The sequence below is a fragment of the Maritimibacter alkaliphilus HTCC2654 genome (assembly GCF_000152805.1).
In the GTDB taxonomy this organism is placed as follows: domain Bacteria; phylum Pseudomonadota; class Alphaproteobacteria; order Rhodobacterales; family Rhodobacteraceae; genus Maritimibacter; species Maritimibacter alkaliphilus.
Map to the genome: position 1 here is coordinate 3693041 of NZ_CH902578.1, position 14766 is coordinate 3707806.

Annotated in this window: 16 protein-coding genes and 1 tRNA gene; 10 read left to right on the top strand and 7 right to left on the bottom strand. The window is 58.1% G+C overall.

Translation table 11 applies throughout. The features are described 5' to 3' along the window. Position 1: 1 nt before the first annotated feature. From RB2654_RS22620 to RB2654_RS19160, 9 genes are all read left to right on the top strand, one after another. Positions 2-445 (top strand): nuclear transport factor 2 family protein, encoded by a 444-nt coding sequence (locus RB2654_RS22620; RefSeq protein WP_008334904.1) that lies wholly within the window; start codon positions 2-4, stop codon positions 443-445. After that, positions 442-840, top strand: coding sequence for a nuclear transport factor 2 family protein (locus RB2654_RS19125; RefSeq protein ID WP_008334905.1), 399 nt, complete (start codon positions 442-444; stop codon positions 838-840). Before RB2654_RS22620 ends, RB2654_RS19125 begins: the two co-directional genes overlap by 4 nt. After that, a complete protein-coding gene (locus RB2654_RS19130; RefSeq protein WP_008334906.1) occupies positions 840-1427 on the top strand; it encodes a GNAT family N-acetyltransferase in 588 nt (195 codons plus the stop codon). The genes RB2654_RS19125 and RB2654_RS19130 overlap by 1 nt, the downstream gene beginning before the upstream one ends. Positions 1428-1451: 24 nt before the next feature. Then, on the top strand, positions 1452-2330 hold the full coding sequence (locus tag RB2654_RS19135; RefSeq protein ID WP_008334907.1) for a carbon-nitrogen hydrolase family protein: 879 nt from the start codon (positions 1452-1454) through the stop codon (positions 2328-2330). Between the two features lie 78 nt (positions 2331-2408). Next, positions 2409-2627 carry a translation initiation factor IF-1 gene (gene infA, locus RB2654_RS19140; RefSeq protein WP_007205486.1) on the top strand — a complete coding sequence of 73 codons (219 nt, stop codon included), beginning with the start codon at positions 2409-2411 and terminating at the stop codon, positions 2625-2627. After that, positions 2611-3207, top strand: coding sequence for a Maf family protein (locus tag RB2654_RS19145; RefSeq protein ID WP_040885283.1), 597 nt, complete (start codon positions 2611-2613; stop codon positions 3205-3207). The genes infA and RB2654_RS19145 overlap by 17 nt, the downstream gene beginning before the upstream one ends. Beyond that, positions 3204-4229, top strand: a complete 1026-nt coding sequence (locus RB2654_RS19150) for a ribonuclease E/G (protein ID WP_008334913.1) — start codon at positions 3204-3206, stop codon at positions 4227-4229. The genes RB2654_RS19145 and RB2654_RS19150 overlap by 4 nt, the downstream gene beginning before the upstream one ends. 83 nt (positions 4230-4312) lie before the next feature. Continuing rightward, positions 4313-4507 (top strand): DNA gyrase inhibitor YacG, encoded by a 195-nt coding sequence (locus RB2654_RS19155; protein ID WP_008334914.1) that lies wholly within the window; start codon positions 4313-4315, stop codon positions 4505-4507. Between the two features lie 273 nt (positions 4508-4780). After that, positions 4781-4855 (top strand) — tRNA-Phe (locus tag RB2654_RS19160). A gap of 115 nt (positions 4856-4970) precedes the next feature. Here the strand turns inward: RB2654_RS19160 and RB2654_RS19165 are convergent. Both RB2654_RS19165 and RB2654_RS19170 read right to left on the bottom strand, forming a co-directional pair. Further along, the gene (locus tag RB2654_RS19165; RefSeq protein WP_148912619.1) at positions 4971-9014 is read right to left on the bottom strand and encodes a hypothetical protein; all 4044 of its coding nucleotides are present in this window, start codon (positions 9012-9014) and stop codon (positions 4971-4973) included. A gap of 83 nt (positions 9015-9097) precedes the next feature. Beyond that, positions 9098-9298, bottom strand: a complete 201-nt coding sequence (locus tag RB2654_RS19170; protein WP_008334916.1) for a hypothetical protein — start codon at positions 9296-9298, stop codon at positions 9098-9100. 293 nt (positions 9299-9591) lie between these two features. Here RB2654_RS19170 and RB2654_RS19175 point away from each other — a divergent pair, with 293 nt between their 5' ends. After that, entirely contained in the window at positions 9592-9822 is a 231-nt protein-coding gene (locus RB2654_RS19175; protein ID WP_008334917.1) for a hypothetical protein, read from the top strand. A 417-nt stretch (positions 9823-10239) separates the two neighbouring features. On the opposite strand, the gene RB2654_RS19180 is transcribed toward RB2654_RS19175, so the two are convergent. The 5 genes from RB2654_RS19180 to RB2654_RS19195 form a co-directional block, all read right to left on the bottom strand. Then, positions 10240-11223 (bottom strand): AAA family ATPase, encoded by a 984-nt coding sequence (locus RB2654_RS19180; RefSeq protein ID WP_008334919.1) that lies wholly within the window; start codon positions 11221-11223, stop codon positions 10240-10242. Then, complete coding sequence (locus RB2654_RS19185) at positions 11220-12179, bottom strand: DNA-primase RepB domain-containing protein (RefSeq protein ID WP_008334920.1); 960 nt, start codon at positions 12177-12179, stop codon at positions 11220-11222. Before RB2654_RS19185 ends, RB2654_RS19180 begins: the two co-directional genes overlap by 4 nt. Before the next feature lie 324 nt (positions 12180-12503). Further along, positions 12504-12737: a helix-turn-helix transcriptional regulator gene (locus RB2654_RS22995; RefSeq protein WP_083783433.1), complete on the bottom strand. Its 234-nt coding sequence runs from the start codon at positions 12735-12737 to the stop codon at positions 12504-12506. Between the two features lie 105 nt (positions 12738-12842). Then, complete coding sequence (locus RB2654_RS19190) at positions 12843-13436, bottom strand: hypothetical protein (RefSeq protein WP_008334921.1); 594 nt, start codon at positions 13434-13436, stop codon at positions 12843-12845. 4 nt (positions 13437-13440) lie between these two features. Further along, positions 13441-14601 (bottom strand): tyrosine-type recombinase/integrase, encoded by a 1161-nt coding sequence (locus tag RB2654_RS19195; protein WP_040885285.1) that lies wholly within the window; start codon positions 14599-14601, stop codon positions 13441-13443. Positions 14602-14766 lie beyond the last annotated feature (165 nt).

Below are 14766 nucleotides of genomic sequence, written 5' to 3' on the forward strand. Positions count from 1 at the left end.
GATGGACCCGCAAGCAGCACGAGACGTTATCGCGAAGGCCTGGCATGCGATCGACGTGGCCGACTGGGACACGCTGCGCGCGCTCGGGCACAAGGACTCCGCGATCCGGTCCGGCGCGACCGAGTGGCACTACGGCCCCGATGGCATCGCGGCGCTGTTCGCCCATTACCGCGAGAACTACGACCTCGACATGCGCGACTATCGCACCATCGTCATGGGCGACAAGGCGGCGGTCGAAACGCGCCTGAAACTGACCTATCGCACGACCAAGGCGGGCTTTCCCGAAGCGCGCGGCCAAAGCACGATCGTGCCGGTCGGTTCGTTCATAACGTTTCGCGACGGGCTGTTCTTCCGCACCCAGATGATCCTGTCGATCGACGATTGGATGCGGGTGTTCACGGCCGATCCCGACCCGGATTTCGCAGGGCAGGAGGGCGCGGGATGACCGAAGACGACATCCTCGCCATCGACGACATCATGTTCACCGCGGTCAACTACCGCGACTGGGAGAACGTGCTGCGATATATCGGCCACGACACGCTGATCCAGATCGGCCCGTTGGGGGAGCTGCGCGGCAAGACCGGGGCCGATGCGGTCATCGCCTATTTCGACAAGCACTACGACTACAGGTTCCTAAGCTGGCAGCACGTCGTCGAAGGCAACGAAAGCTCGACGCTCGCCGTGGCGCGGCTGACCTATCTCGAAACCATCCACGGGCTTCCCGAAGCCACCGGGCAGGTGGCCGAGGTTCCCGTCGCCGTGTTCGGGACATGGGACAACGGGAAACTGACCCGGCTTCGCTTCATCATCTCTTTCGTCGATTTCATGAGCGCGGTCTGATGCCCCTGCGGTTCGCGCCGCTGACCGGGCCGGATCTGATCGCGCGGCTCGACGATGTGGCACGGCTCAGGATTGATGTGTTTCGGGAGTGGCCATACCTCTATGACGGTGATCTGGGGTATGAACGCGGCTACCTCGCAGCCTATCGCGACAGCGCCGAGCCGATTGTCGTCGGGGCCTTCGACGGCGACCTGTTGGTCGGTGCCGCGACGGGGTCGCCCCTGTCGGACCATGCCGAGGAATTCGCGGACGCGTTCCAAGGTCACGACATCGACATCGACGAGGTGTTCTATTGCGCCGAGTCGGTTCTGCGCCCGGCGTATCGGGGGCAGGGGGCCGGGCACGCGTTCTTCGACCTGCGCGAGGCACATGCACGCGCCTTGGGTGCGCGTTACTGCGCGTTCTGCGCAGTGGTGCGACCGGACGATCACCCGGCCCGCCCGGCGGCGTACCGACCGCTCGACGGTTTCTGGCGAAAGCGGGGATACGATAAGTTGGAGGGCGCTTTTGCCCGATATTCGTGGCGTGATGTTGGAAAAGGAGAAGTGGATGAGAAGCCGCTTCAGGTCTGGCTCCGTGAACTCTGAGCCGGGACAGGCGAGGGCGCGGGCATGGTGAGGGTGGCCGCCGCGACCTATCCCGCAGGCGCGCCCGAAAGTTGGTCCGCGTGGGAGGATGCGGTCGAAGGCTGGGTCGCCGATGCGCAGGCCGATCTGCTTGTCTTTCCCGAATACGGCGCGATGGAGCTTGCGCATCTGACGCGGGCCGAAGGACTTTCGGACCAGATGACCGCGGTGTCGGATGCGCTGCCGCGAGCCTGGGACCATTGGGCCCGCCTTGCGGCGAAATACGGCGCCCATATCCTCGCCCCGTCCGGGCCGGTGCGTGAGCCGCAGGGCTTCGTCAACCGCGCGATGTTTTTCGCACCGAACGGCGAACGGCAGGCGCATGACAAGCAGGTCATGACGCCGTGGGAGCGCGACCCGATGGACATGCGGCCGGGGGCCGCGCCGGTGTTGATGGAGACGTCTCTGGGCCGGATCGGCGTCCAGATCTGTTATGACGCCGAATTCCCCTTTGCCACCCGCGCCATGGCCGAAGCCGGGCTCGACATCCTTCTGGTGCCGTCGCAAACCGAAACACCGGCCGGGTTCCACCGCGTGCGCATCGGCGCGCAGGCCCGTGCGCTCGAGGCGCAGTGCTTCGCCGTGCAATCGCCCACCCAAGGCGTGTCGGACTGGTCCAGCGTTCTCGACGAAAACGCAGGCACCGCAGGGGTTTACGCGCCGCCCGACCTTGGCTTTCCCGATGATGGCGTGGTCGCGCAGGGCGTGATGAACCAGCCCGGATGGACCCGCGCGACGCTCGATCTTGCGCATCTGAGGCGTATCCGCGAAGGTGGCGGGGTTCAGGGCCGTGCACATTGGCCGGAACAGTTCGGCGGCGACAGCGTTGCCCTACCGCGCATATCCGTTGTGGATATGCGCTGAATCGCTCTTGATAATTTGGGCGTTTGGGACCATTTAAGGGCACCCGCGACATGGCGGGTGACCAAATACGGAGTGAACATGGCCAAGGAAGAACTGCTCGAATTTCCCGGTGTCGTGAAGGAGCTCCTGCCGAATGCGACGTTTCGGGTCGAGCTGGAGAACGGCCATGAGATCATCGCGCATACGGCAGGCAAGATGCGCAAGAACCGCATCCGCGTCCTCGCAGGCGACAAGGTTCAGGTCGAGATGACCCCCTATGATCTGACGAAGGGTCGGATCAATTACCGCTTCAAGTAAGCCCCGCCTCATCCTCGGGTCCGGATCGCCACGGCGTGCTGAACTGATCGGCACGCTGGGCATCAAAGCGGACGAGGTGCGGCCCCCCGACATCGACGAAACGCCCTTGAAGGGCGAGGAACCGCGCGCCTACTGCCGCCGCGTCACGCGGGCCAAAGCCGAAGCGATGGTCGTGGCCGAGGGCGAGATCGCGCTTTGCGCCGACACCACCGTCGCGCTGGGCCGCCGCATCATGGGCAAGCCGGAAGATGCGGGGGAGGCGGCGCAATTCCTGCACCTGCTGTCCGGGCGTCGTCATACCGTCATCACCTGCGTCGCGGTGCGCACGCCCGCGCGCGTGCTGGAGCGCGAGGTGGTCACGGTCGTCAAGATGAAGCGGCTGTCGAACGAAGAGGTGAACGCCTACCTCGCGTCGGGCGACTGGCAGGGCAAGGCGGGTGCCTATGCCATCCAAGGCCCGGCCGGCGCTTTCGTGCCGTGGATTCAGGGCAGTTATACGGGTGTCATGGGCCTCCCGGTCGCTGAAACCGCCGCGCTTCTCAATGCCGCGGGCTATCCCGTCTATGGAGGCTGGGCATGAAGGGATCGGTGATCGCGCTGGACGAGATCGGCGGGCGCAAGGCCGCCGCGCATGTGGTCGACGGCGTGCTCGAAGATTTTCTGATCGACCCGGCCGAAGACACCGGCCCCGCGCCGGGTGCGATCTATCGTGGCATCTGCGAACGGCCGATGAAGGGGCAGGGGGGCATGTTCCTCGACCTCGGCGGCGCGCGCGGGTTCCTGCGGCAGGCCAAGGGCCTGGCGCCCGGCACGCCGCTGCTCGTGCAGGTCTCCGGCTGGGCCGAAGCGGGCAAGGCGCCCCCGGTCGCCACCAAGGTTCTGTTCAAGTCACGCTATGCCATCGTCACGCCGGATGCGCCCGGTCTCAACCTGTCGCGGCAGGTCCGCGACGAGGATGAGCGCGTTCGCCTGCTCGACATCGCCGACGCGGTGATGGAGGGCTCGCCCCATGGCCTGATCGTGCGCTCGAGCGCCGAAGGGGCCGATGACGGCGCGGTGGCCGAGGACATCGCGGAAATGCGCACGCTGGCCGAGGCGGTGCTTGGCGATGCGCAGGGCAAACAGCCCGAACTGCTGGTCGACGGCCCCGACGCGCATCTGACGGCCTGGCGCGACTGGCCGGAGCCCGACGTTTTCGCCGAGGCGCCCGGCGCGTTCGAAGAACACGGGATCCACGATCTGCTCGACCGGGCGCTCGCCGCCCGTCAGCCCCTGTCCGGCGGCGCCTATGCGTTCATCGAACCGACCCGCGCCCTCGTCGCCGTGGACGTAAACACGGGCGGCGACACGTCGCTTGCCGCCGGGCTCAAGGCCAACATCGCGCTCGCCCGCGACCTGCCGCGCCTGTTGCGGGTGCGCGGTCTTGGCGGCCAGATCACCCTCGACCTCGCCCCGATGCCGAAAAAGGACCGCGCGGCCTTTGAACAGGTCCTGCGCGCGGCCTTCAAACGTGACGGGACCGAGACGGTTCTTGCCGGGTGGACGCCGCTTGGGCACTTCGAGCTGCAACGCAAACGGGATCGCCTGCCGGTCACGATCTGAGGATCGGGTGGCGGGCACCTTGCGACGGTCGCCAGCGTTCTGCATGTTGGATGCCGACCTCGACCCAACCCCGTGGAGACCTGATGTCCTGCCCGATCTGCGCAAAAGACACCGACCCAGCCTACCGCCCGTTCTGTTCCAAACGCTGCGCCGATGTCGATCTGGGGAAGTGGCTGAACGGATCGTACCGCATCCCTTCCGAAGACCCCGAGGATCTGGACGAACTCGTGGACGAGATCGAAAGGGAAATCTCGGACCGCCCGGATCGCCCGCATTGAGCGCGGGTGGAAGCGTGCGGAAGCTTGCGGTGTGACACAGGCCGCGGTCGGGCGGTGGACCCCGTTTCGGCTCGGACGTCAGGGTGCTTGACCCGGCGTAGTGCGAAGACGCCAAACGCGACGAGGAAACCGTGCGAAGAGCGCCCGACCGACGCCGACAGCACATGCAGGATGCCCTGCGCAAAAACCCCGAAAATTTTGCCCCTAACCCTCTGGACACGCCGCCGGACCGCGACTAGAACACGCCGACCTGAACGCAAGACGTTCACCCGTGCCCGGGTAGCTCAGGGGTAGAGCAGTGGATTGAAAATCCTCGTGTCGGTGGTTCGATTCCGCCCCCGGGCACCATTTTTACTCAGCATAAACAGTTATGTAGCGCGGTTAGCCGCTGGTGACCGGACTCTTTGCTGGGGTTGGGTGCCGTATGGGTGTCAATTGACTTCGCACCCAACTAACGCCGAAGCTACCTCGGCAAAGCGGCAAGGATGCCTTCTATTTCGCTTTGGTTTCCAATCCCAAGTGTCGGAAGGACGGCCATCAGAATTTTGACAACCCTATTTTCGTTTGAGGCCTCATCGTCTTTCATCGCATCCAAGATACTGACCTCGTGAAGCGCAGGCCGGCTTAGCAGAAAGCGTTGCCGTTCCCAGATGAATGCCCACCTTTCCATGAGCCAGGGTCTCACTGCTTCAGCTACCAAGCTGTATTTCCCGGTCTGTTGAGCAATTTGAAGAGACTTGAACGCCACCTCGAACACTTGTCGCGGGGAGCCACTCGGTACCTCAGACGTTCCTTGGGTGCAGGCGAGTAATAGGGCAGCAAAGTCTGTGTAGAAATCTTCGACCGGCCCTTCGCTTTGCAGGCGATCAAACAATTGCGGTCGAATAGAGAGGCCGCTCGCACCGTTCAGCTCAGTGAGCACTGCGGCAACAGACTCACAATCACCCTTGAAATGGCTGACTGCGACAAACGTCAGAACAAACTGCTCAGTCAGGTCCCTTAAATCGGTTTGTTGCTCTTTGTTAGGCGTCGGAAAGTTGCCATAAGTCACGTTCTTTATATCCAACCCACCGGTCGAACCGCCGCTAGCTTTTGCAAACGCAAAACACGCTATTGTTTCTCGCAAGGCGGTTACAAAAAGCTTTGCATCAGACCGAGACAGGGCTTTGTGCATCTTGGCCGAACCGAGCAGAAGCTGCCCCTCAAGAACAGGACCATTCGGTAGGAAGCGATCCAAATTTTCAGTAATTCCAGCATCAACAACCAAATGGTTCTCGACTGTCGCCAGCATGTACCATGCCATATCAATGGGGGTGATGTTACGCTCGCCAATCTCGGAATGAGGTTCAGGATTACTTACGCAGCCGGGATAAATTTTGGTCTCTTCGCCGTCTTCAAGAAGACGCTTCTCACCGGTCGCTTCTTGATCAAGCCAGAGTAGAACGTGTCGAACCACTGCATGGCAATGGGCTGTACGCAGTGTTTCATCGGGCTTGAATTGGTTTAGCTCACCCAGAACTGCAACGAAGTCCTGCAAGCAAGTAACCCTATCGCCACCGTGCCAACTTGCGAGCGCAGCGTCAGCCAACAGCCCAACCCTCATGGCAGCCATATCGGGCACATTGGATTTCTCGGCAGCATCGCTACCATAGAGGTAATACCGGCGGGCCAACTCGAAATCGCCTTGCTTTTCGGCGCTGATCGCTGCGTCCCGTCCCAAAAACGCCTTCTCGACCTCGCTCAGGGGTGCGTCGCCTTCTATCAATTCCTTGGAAAGTTCAAGGCTCCCCTTGTGGTCATCTGAACGGTAGAGAACTTTTGCTTTTGCACGTACAAGTTCAGAGTTCGTCTGGCCAAATTTCGAAAGACCATCGTCGAGAACCGCGAGCGCTCCCTCTTTGTCGCTTCCGTACTCGTCTAGAATGATGGCCTGATACTTCCGGCAACAAACAGCAAGGTCAGTTTCGCCCCACCTAGTGGCCAGATCTTCCAACCGTGCAAAGGTCCTACTATGAGCCACTGGATCGATGGTTTCGCGCTCGTGCTCACGCAGCCAGGCACCTGAGACAAGCATGTCCACGTCAAAATCGTCGTGGCTGAAGGGCGCAAGTAGTCTTGCGCGAAACTCGGGTGAAGCGTTGTCAAGAAAACCGAAAACAGCCCCCAAATCTTCGATTTTGCCAAGTTGCCTTGCTTGGTTCATGAACATGAAGCCAATTGCTGTGACACCTTCCTCCTCGATTTTGCGTGTCCCTTCTAAAACATCGGGCGGAAGTAGCTCACCTTCTAGCAGGTTATCCAGTTCACGGACGACCTCGGTGAAGTTCACTCCCAGTCCAGCTTTGGACGTCTGAAGAAGCAGCTTAGAATAGATGAGCAAGTTCATAGACGCGCGCATCTCGACGTGCTCCACGTTCGAGGCTTCGCTGGCGAAACAGCGCAACGCCTCCTGAATCTTTGTAGGCGACTCGTTATCTTGGTTAATGAGGAGAAGTTGAGCGCCTCTGAACATATGGCTGAGCGCCGTGTTCGCTGGGTATGCTGTCTTGTCAGTCCTGAACAGAGTGAACATCGAGAGGTGAGGCGCGAGCATCTCAAGTTCCGAAAAATCAGAACCAATTACGGCAAGACAAAGCCTCAGTAAGACCTCTTCATTTTCGCTCGCCCAAGCAGCTAGGAGAGCCGAGTTCATATCGAGTACATCCAGAGACCGGCTTTTCGTCAATGACTCGGCGATTGCGCTTTGCAGTCGCTTCTTGTCGTCGGCGCTTAGTGTTTTGGCTGCGAAACCCGATAGCAATGGCGAAAGACTGAACCGATTGCCTTCTTGCTGATCCACCCACGAGCCGATCAGCGTCTCTAGGACAATACCCGCATCAGAAATCTCAGGCTCTACTTTTCCAAGATCGACGGCTAGCTCTCTGGAGAAGCCACCTGCCTTAAGTGAAAGGCGCTCAAGCAGCTGACGGCTCGGCTGAGGTAGATCATTCAGCAACCGTTCGCGAGTTCGCTTTTTGACATCCTCAACGGCTGGTGAACCTTGAAGCAAGGCATCCAGAGTTTGAAACTCTGAAGGGTTCCAGCCCGAGGCAGTCATACTCTGTATGAAGGCCATCGCAAGCTGAGGATGCCCACCGCCAGACACCAAGTGGGCATACTTTGCCCAATTGACGTCGGTCACTCCACATTTAGCAAGGATCTCTTGAATATCTTCTTCCGAGAATTCGCCCAAGGTATGCGCAATGCCAACTGGCAGGTTGTTGTGAAATAGGAGTTCGTTGCTTGGTAAGTCAGATGAGTTCACAACTAGAAGTGCGTCTGAGCGCCGCGACGCGAAAATTAGGTAAGACAGTCCGTCGAGCACATCCGGGTCCGTAACCCAAGCGACATCATCAACGATCAAGCCGTTAAGCTCAAGGTCCCTCAAAGAGTCTGCTATTTGGAAAAAGATCTGTGCAACTTGATCACGAGACTTGCCTCTCAAATTAATGCTGGCCCATTCACCTCTATTGCTGCGCGCAAGGATGCGGGATGCGACCGTCTTGCCCATACCGGCAGCACCGGAAATCCAGCAAACTCCAAAGGCTTCTAAACTTTCTTGAAGCTGCCCAAGGATCTCGGTTCTATTTGCAAGCGCCTTTGGTAGAGGGGTTTCCGACACTGGGCTAGGTCGGATAAGCTGTGCGCTTGTGAGGTTGGCCTCTACTGGAACGGAAGCAGACAGGGCTCTGCTCAAAAGTTGATTCTGCACCTCAAATTGGGCCCTATTGAGGGTCACTTGAGTGGCCGACTCTAAGAGTTGCTCTATACCGTTTCGGTCGACGCAGCGCTCATCCCGATTGGGGTTTGTAGAAAGCTTCAGAACAGTTAATATTATGCTGGCTGTGCATGCTTGAGCTTGTGAATGTACGCCACCTCTATCCAACAGAAGCTTCGAAACTCTCGAATTTAACTGCCGCGCCAGAAAACGAGACTCAGTAGCACCGCAATCAAAATGAATTCTTCTCAGGAAATTTTCTCGAAGATCACTGTCGTCAAGACTTTCAACATAGTCCTTTGTCTTCTTAGATAGCTTGGATTTGTTAAGTACGCTGCGAAGCTCGGTCAAATCTCCCGATCTTGCCAAGTTCCGCCAAGCGTCCAGAGTAGGCACATCGCCTACTCGACCCTCAAGTTTCTTTTCTTTTCCAATTGCTGAGGTCGTAAGGTGACGCAGTGTGACTTTCAGGTTTGGATTGCTTTGCTTCAACTCTACAAAGCTATCAATGCTGGCAACGATGTCGTCCGAGTTTATTGTAACGCGCCCCGCGGTTTCCTTCACTTGAACGGCTTGCAGCGCGTCTTTTGCCGCGACGGCGTAGTCCTCGGCCACTTCTAGAAAAAGAAACTCATCATCGTTCAGTTCGGTCCAAGCAAGGGCCGACTGGTAGACCTGATAAACATAACCTCGAAGGGAATCGATGGCTTCTCTAGCCGTATCCCCGATGGGAGTTTGTACCGGAGGCATTTTCTGCTCAACTCAAAGGATTTATGCCCGAGTGTCGCCTCCCATTGGGGCGAGTGCAAGTGCTACGGTTTCGGTTTGCGCAACTAGTTCCTCAACAAGGCCAAGGCCTCCTTATGGCCCGTTGACCCTTTCACCCACTGCCACGGCGTGCGCGGTTTGCGTGCCTTCGCCAGTTCCGGGTTGGCCTTGGCGTCGCTGGCGGCTGCGCGCAGGCGTTCGCGTGCCTCACGCGGGTCGATCTTGAGTTCTTCGCATAGGGTTTTCAGCGTGATGATGTCGGACATGTCGATCTCCTAGGTTTCTGATGCAGATCGATAAGACGAGGTCGAGGGGTCTGTCAGGGACAACCCCAACCAAGCTCCGGCATATGCAGCGATAGGCGCGCGTGGCCGCGTTGTATTGAGCCAGCAGGACGCTTGACCGGCATTCGCGACGTATCCAGCCCGTCGCCATACTGAGTCTGACGCTGGCTTCTGTGCGCCGCGCAGTCGTGTTCTTCACTGGGAAATACCCTGACCAAAGGTGGTGCCCGATCTTATTGCGCTGTTGCGACTGCAATCAGTGAAAGGAGACCGCAATGGTCATTTGTGCAACTTGGAGCTTCAACGGGCAGGAGAAGGTCATCCTTGGCAATTGGCATCGCCTGTGGTGCCTGTTGTTCGGCCCATTCTACTATGCCTTCAAAGGTATGTGGTGGTGGGCGCTCTTGTCGCTGATCACGGCCAACGGCCTATGGGTCGGCTTCCCCCTGTTCAACCGCGCCATCGTGCTGCGCCATTACCATCGCAAGTGCTGGGTTCAAAACTGATGTCTAGGAAGCTCCAGCCAATGAGTAAACCCACCCACCTGGCACCCAATTCAGCGATTGAAGATTGCCAGCATCGCGGGCCACTTGAAAAGATTCACATAATTGGTTCCACGTCGCTCCCAACAGCCTGATCAATAGTCCGCGTGTCGCTCTCGGGCGCTTCCGGGCACACCAAAGGAGCCGAAGACAGCAGGTGACCACAGGAGGATGGGGGGAGGCGTTTTTTAAACGGCGTTCGCTCTTCGGGCAGACAAGGCGTTATGCATACTGCCGAGATTTTCGGCCCCTAGCCGATTTCAAGATCGTCAAGATCGCCAAGGGCGTCATGCATGATCGTGGCGATCTTGGGGGCAAAGTGCACCAAAATCATCGATGGCGATGTTGGCGTTCTTGGCGCACTTCACATCCTAGCTGTGGTCATTCTTCGTCAGGCAAAGATAGGAACCAGCCTTTCCCCTTCTTTTTTGATCTGACGCCTAGAGCGCGCCTTGCGCGTTCCAATGTCTTGGGGGCGATGTCGCGTGCCGCAGCCTCTTTCTCCACCTTGGCTGACGGTTCCGGCCCGCTCTTGAGAAACACGCGCAGAAACTGGGTTGCTTCGTCCAGCGCCGACATTCGCGGAGCGCCTTCGAAAGAGATCAAGTCGTCAATCGTGATGTCTGACGGCCCCAGCCAATTGAGGGATGCCCTGCCGCAATCTTCTCCGACGATTTCATAACTCTGCGTTTGCCCGCGAACGGCAATGTTGTGCTTGATGTGCACAATCAGCTTGGTCGAACTGTCGTTGGGGTGTTCGCACACCAGAAACGCCGATCTCGCCGCGCCGATCACATCCATGGAACCACCCCCCTGATATATGGCCTTGCTGTGCTTGGCCTTCGTCAGGTGCCGAATGATCACCACGGCCGTTTCACCAGCCTCCGCTATGTCCTTTAGGAAAGACAAAAGCTGCCGAATGACGTTTGGCTTGTAGATGTCCTGCCCCGCCGGAATGTAGGCGTACAAGGGGTCGAGGATGAGAAGGTCCGGTGGCTTGCGCTTGACCTCGCGCATGAGCGCCTTGAGACCCTCATCGTCAAGCGAGAGGAAGTCGCCCTGCACCCGGATGCGCGTTGGATCACCTCCCATCGCATCGATGCGCGGCCTAATCGTGTAGGCCGCGTCATCCTCGGCGCTGAGGTATAGCACGCGACCACGCCCGACCTTTTGTCCGTCTGGAAGTTCGCCGCCGATGCTGACCTGAACCGCGAGTTGCATGGCGAGGAAGGATTTGCCCACGCCGGGGTCCCCCTCCATGATGGTGATCATGCTGAACGGGATGAACGGCTCCCAGAGCCAGTCCACCTCCTTTGGGTCAATGGTGTCCAGATCGATGAAGAGTTCTTTTTTCTTAGAAGTCATTCGGCGTCCTCCACCTTCGCGATGATCGTGAAAATCTCGCGCTCTAGGCGCTTCACGTTGTCGCCGTGCTTCTCACGAAAATATGGACTGGTCCAAATGACGCTGGCAATTTCGTCCAGCGATGCACCGGCCTCGAAGAGGCCAGTCACCATCGCGAAAACTCGACCAGACCGATCAGAAGCACGAACTGAGTTGTGCCTGATCAACGAGCTTGCCGACGCATCCAGTTTTCGACGGTATCGTCTCCAAACACCCATTCTGTCATGGGCATACGGGTTTAGCGCGCGCTCCTCGACTTTGGCTATTTTCTTGATTTTTTGACCACGAAGAAGTCTTGGCCGCGCCTCTATCGGCGTGAGGTCGCATTTCAAAAGCGGAATGAATGGCTTGGCATATTTGGGCTTGTGGTTGAAAGAACCGGGCAACCTAAGAAGTTTGTTGGCCGCACTACCGCCGCTGTCTCCCCCGTGCCGCTTCGTGAGGGCCATCGAAAACGCTGCGGCCTCATCTGGTGTGTGGGGGTTATCCCAGAACCATAGGGCCTGCGTGTGCCCCGGCGATGTCTGCCAAACGACTGAGGGCGCTGGCCTGAATGATAAGGGATCAGCAGCATCAACGTCACACCACCCCCACCAACACGTTTGAGACACGCTGCTGAGTAGCCGGTTTTCCTCGGTGAAGGTGTTGGGACCAAAAAATTGATCCCACTTGTGCCGGTCGTATTTTCGCAAGATGCCGATAACGCTCATGTCATCGGCGAGTTGAACGAACTCTTGAACCATTCTGGACGACCCCTTCTTGCGAAAGCAAAGAGAGCCAAAGGTCTCAGTGTGATCCTGTACCTGTGGTCCCCAGATCGCGAAAAGGAACTCATCCTGATCCTTGATGGTCGAGCGGTCCGGCCACCCGTCTTGCCATAGCGTGGGCGTCACATAGTCATCTATGGGAGTTGTCATATTCTTCTCTTTCGTTGCGCGCAGATCTATGGGGCGCGCAAAATGCGCGTTAGGTTCGTCTGCGTTGTGTTCGGGGGTGGAGGGGCGACTACCGCCCCACCGTCGCTGGTGTCAGCTTCTGCAAATGAGGATGGGAGGATGCACGCCTGTAGTGAGCAAATACCACCTGTCGACTGCGTCAGCGTCCCATGTTGACGGGCCGATCCGAGGGGGGAATATGCCTTTAGCCTCAAGGCGCTTCAGGTGCTCTGGGCTATTCTTGATGCCCAAAACTCTCAGGCAACGTGGGCAATACGTTCGCGTGTAGGTAGGTTCCATCTGGGCTTACCTCGCATCCGCATAAGTCCACGAGGCGCGTTCAGCCTTGCGAGCTTCAATCCAAGACAAAACCTCTTCGCGATCCCAGCATACGCAAGCACCCGAAAGGCGAATGCGCACGGGAAAACGGCCAGCTTGTTCAAGTCGGATCAGTGTGGAATTCGACTGCCAAATTCCTAGTTCTTTCAGATCATCTCTCGACAAGAGGATCTTGTTGGTGCTTGTGACGGACTCTGCCATTGGTGGCTCCTTCTCAGTTGGGGGAAGGAGAATGCGCATTCTCTAGGTGACGTCTGCGAATGACATAGCAGCGGCGCAGGTCCCGAAATAGATAGCGAAAACCAGTTAGGTCATCGGTTTATTTTTGGCGCGTCCCGAGCGGAAAATATCGTGCTTCCCGGTCTGCCTGACGGCAGCAAGGCGCGCGCGCTTTATGCCAGCGCCTGAGACGTTCTGAAACTTTTCTCTGGCCACCTTTTCGGTTTCGTTGACACTCAGCCGCGCTTGTTCAGTCTTGGAAATCAAATCGACGAACCACTCATGGCATTTTTGCTCAGCGGCAGATGTGAAACTTGGCTGAGAGTCATCCAGATCAAGCAAGCAGCTTTGGAGTTGTTTAACGTGGACTCTGCATAGCACAGGCTCGTTGACGCCAGCATGGAACATGGTGTCTTCATGCAGACGGATCGAAAAGTATTCGTGATCGACATCGACGGGCTGAAGTTGGCCAGACACCTCGTGGTCAGACGTGTGCCAATGCGCGGCGACATCGCCAGACCTGAGAATGTTGCGTAAGCGTGTGAGCACGACCTTGTGATTTGGGGCATCCTTCTCAAAAACGCTTTTGTGCCAAGCGTCTCCCAGCGAAGCCTTTCCCACGATTTCAAAAGCTTCACGGAGGCCGACGAATGGGCTCTTGTCGAAATCGTTTACTGGCAAGTCGTCACCCTCTCAAAATTTCGTCGATATGCGCTGCCCACTGTGCCAGCGCCTCACGCTTCTCGTTGAAATACGTGTAGCGATTGTAGGTTGCGCCGACGCCTGAGACGACTCCTGATTTGTGGTTGGTCACGGCGTCGATCACATGGGGCATCACGCCAAGCTTCGCCATGCCTGTCGAGGCCGTGCGACGGAAGTCGTGGAAGCGCCAGTCAGGCGTTCCCTCTGGCAGAGCGGTATCGACGCGTTCCTTCAGGCGTCCGAACCCAGATATCGCAGAACGCCCAGTCGTCGTGAACACGAAGTCGCTGTCGAGGAACCTGTGCAGCCCACGGAGGATGTCCACGGCCTGAACGGGCAACGGTACTATGTGTAGGCGAGCGTTTTTCACACGGTTGGCTGGGAGTTCCCAGATACCCTCATCGAGGTTGAGTTCGGACCACCGCATCCCCGCGACTTCGCTCCGGCGCTGCCCGGAGATCAGTAGGAGCTTGAGGAAGGGGCCGAATGGGTAGTCCTCGGCATCGCTGTGCTGCCATATCGCGCGAATTTCAGCATCGCTCAGTACGCGATCACGCTGAACCTCACGCGTAGGCGGCCTGAGGAGAGCCACAGGCGATGTTTCGATGTCACCACGCATAACGCACCAGTTCATTAGCTTTTTGATCGCTGAGAGCGCCCGGTTTGCCCGCGTCGGCGTACCGTTGGCGATGATGCCGTCTAGCACCTTGCTAACATCCTGCCGTCTGATCTGGTCGATAGGCCGATCTTTCAATCCATCGAACTTATGCAGAACGCTTTCGGTGCGCTTCCAGTCCTTGGTATTGGGCTTGGCGTGAAGCTCGATGAACTTGGGGATCATCTCACCCAATGTGTCAGCCGATGCCTCGGGAACCTCGGGGGTCTTCTCGAATTCGCCCAACTCGACATCACGGGCGATTTCCATGGCACGGCGTCTGGCATCGGCAAGGGAGACCACAGGGTAAGGGCCGATTTTGATGCGTCTGCGTGAGCCGTTCGGACGGACCAACGTGTAGAACACCTTGGCACCTGTGGTCGACACACGCACATGCAGGCCATTTACCTTCTGGTCGCGCACTTCGTACCGTTTGGTGGTCGCCGGAGGCATGGCGTCGAGTGATTTGGTTGTCAGCATCTGTTTCATGCAGATATCGTAAGACACCCAGAATCCGCGTGTCAGGGTATGGTTTGGGGCAGGTTGAGCGAAATCCTACAAGCTGGAACGTTTTGGGTTTGTTGCGTTGCACAGCAAGAGGAAGAAAAATGTTTCAAAAGAGCCAAGCGCGAAGTTGCGCTATTTCTTGAAGGT

What these genes read in the sequence shown, in the direction of transcription:
- RB2654_RS22620 (WP_008334904.1), top strand. Translation starts at nt 2, where the DNA reads ATGGACCCGCAAGCAGCACGAGACGTTATCGCGAAGGCCTGGCATGCG.
- RB2654_RS19125 (WP_008334905.1), top strand. Translation starts at nt 442, where the DNA reads ATGACCGAAGACGACATCCTCGCCATCGACGACATCATGTTCACCGCG.
- RB2654_RS19130 (WP_008334906.1), top strand. Translation starts at nt 840, where the DNA reads ATGCCCCTGCGGTTCGCGCCGCTGACCGGGCCGGATCTGATCGCGCGG.
- RB2654_RS19135 (WP_008334907.1), top strand. Translation starts at nt 1,452, where the DNA reads ATGGTGAGGGTGGCCGCCGCGACCTATCCCGCAGGCGCGCCCGAAAGT.
- infA (WP_007205486.1), top strand. Translation starts at nt 2,409, where the DNA reads ATGGCCAAGGAAGAACTGCTCGAATTTCCCGGTGTCGTGAAGGAGCTC.
- RB2654_RS19150 (WP_008334913.1), top strand. Translation starts at nt 3,204, where the DNA reads ATGAAGGGATCGGTGATCGCGCTGGACGAGATCGGCGGGCGCAAGGCC.
- RB2654_RS19155 (WP_008334914.1), top strand. Translation starts at nt 4,313, where the DNA reads ATGTCCTGCCCGATCTGCGCAAAAGACACCGACCCAGCCTACCGCCCG.
- RB2654_RS19165 (WP_148912619.1), bottom strand. Translation starts at nt 9,014, where the DNA reads ATGCCTCCGGTACAAACTCCCATCGGGGATACGGCTAGAGAAGCCATC.
- RB2654_RS19170 (WP_008334916.1), bottom strand. Translation starts at nt 9,298, where the DNA reads ATGTCCGACATCATCACGCTGAAAACCCTATGCGAAGAACTCAAGATC.
- RB2654_RS19175 (WP_008334917.1), top strand. Translation starts at nt 9,592, where the DNA reads ATGGTCATTTGTGCAACTTGGAGCTTCAACGGGCAGGAGAAGGTCATC.
- RB2654_RS19180 (WP_008334919.1), bottom strand. Translation starts at nt 11,223, where the DNA reads ATGACTTCTAAGAAAAAAGAACTCTTCATCGATCTGGACACCATTGAC.
- RB2654_RS19185 (WP_008334920.1), bottom strand. Translation starts at nt 12,179, where the DNA reads ATGACAACTCCCATAGATGACTATGTGACGCCCACGCTATGGCAAGAC.
- RB2654_RS22995 (WP_083783433.1), bottom strand. Translation starts at nt 12,737, where the DNA reads ATGGCAGAGTCCGTCACAAGCACCAACAAGATCCTCTTGTCGAGAGAT.
- RB2654_RS19195 (WP_040885285.1), bottom strand. Translation starts at nt 14,601, where the DNA reads ATGAAACAGATGCTGACAACCAAATCACTCGACGCCATGCCTCCGGCG.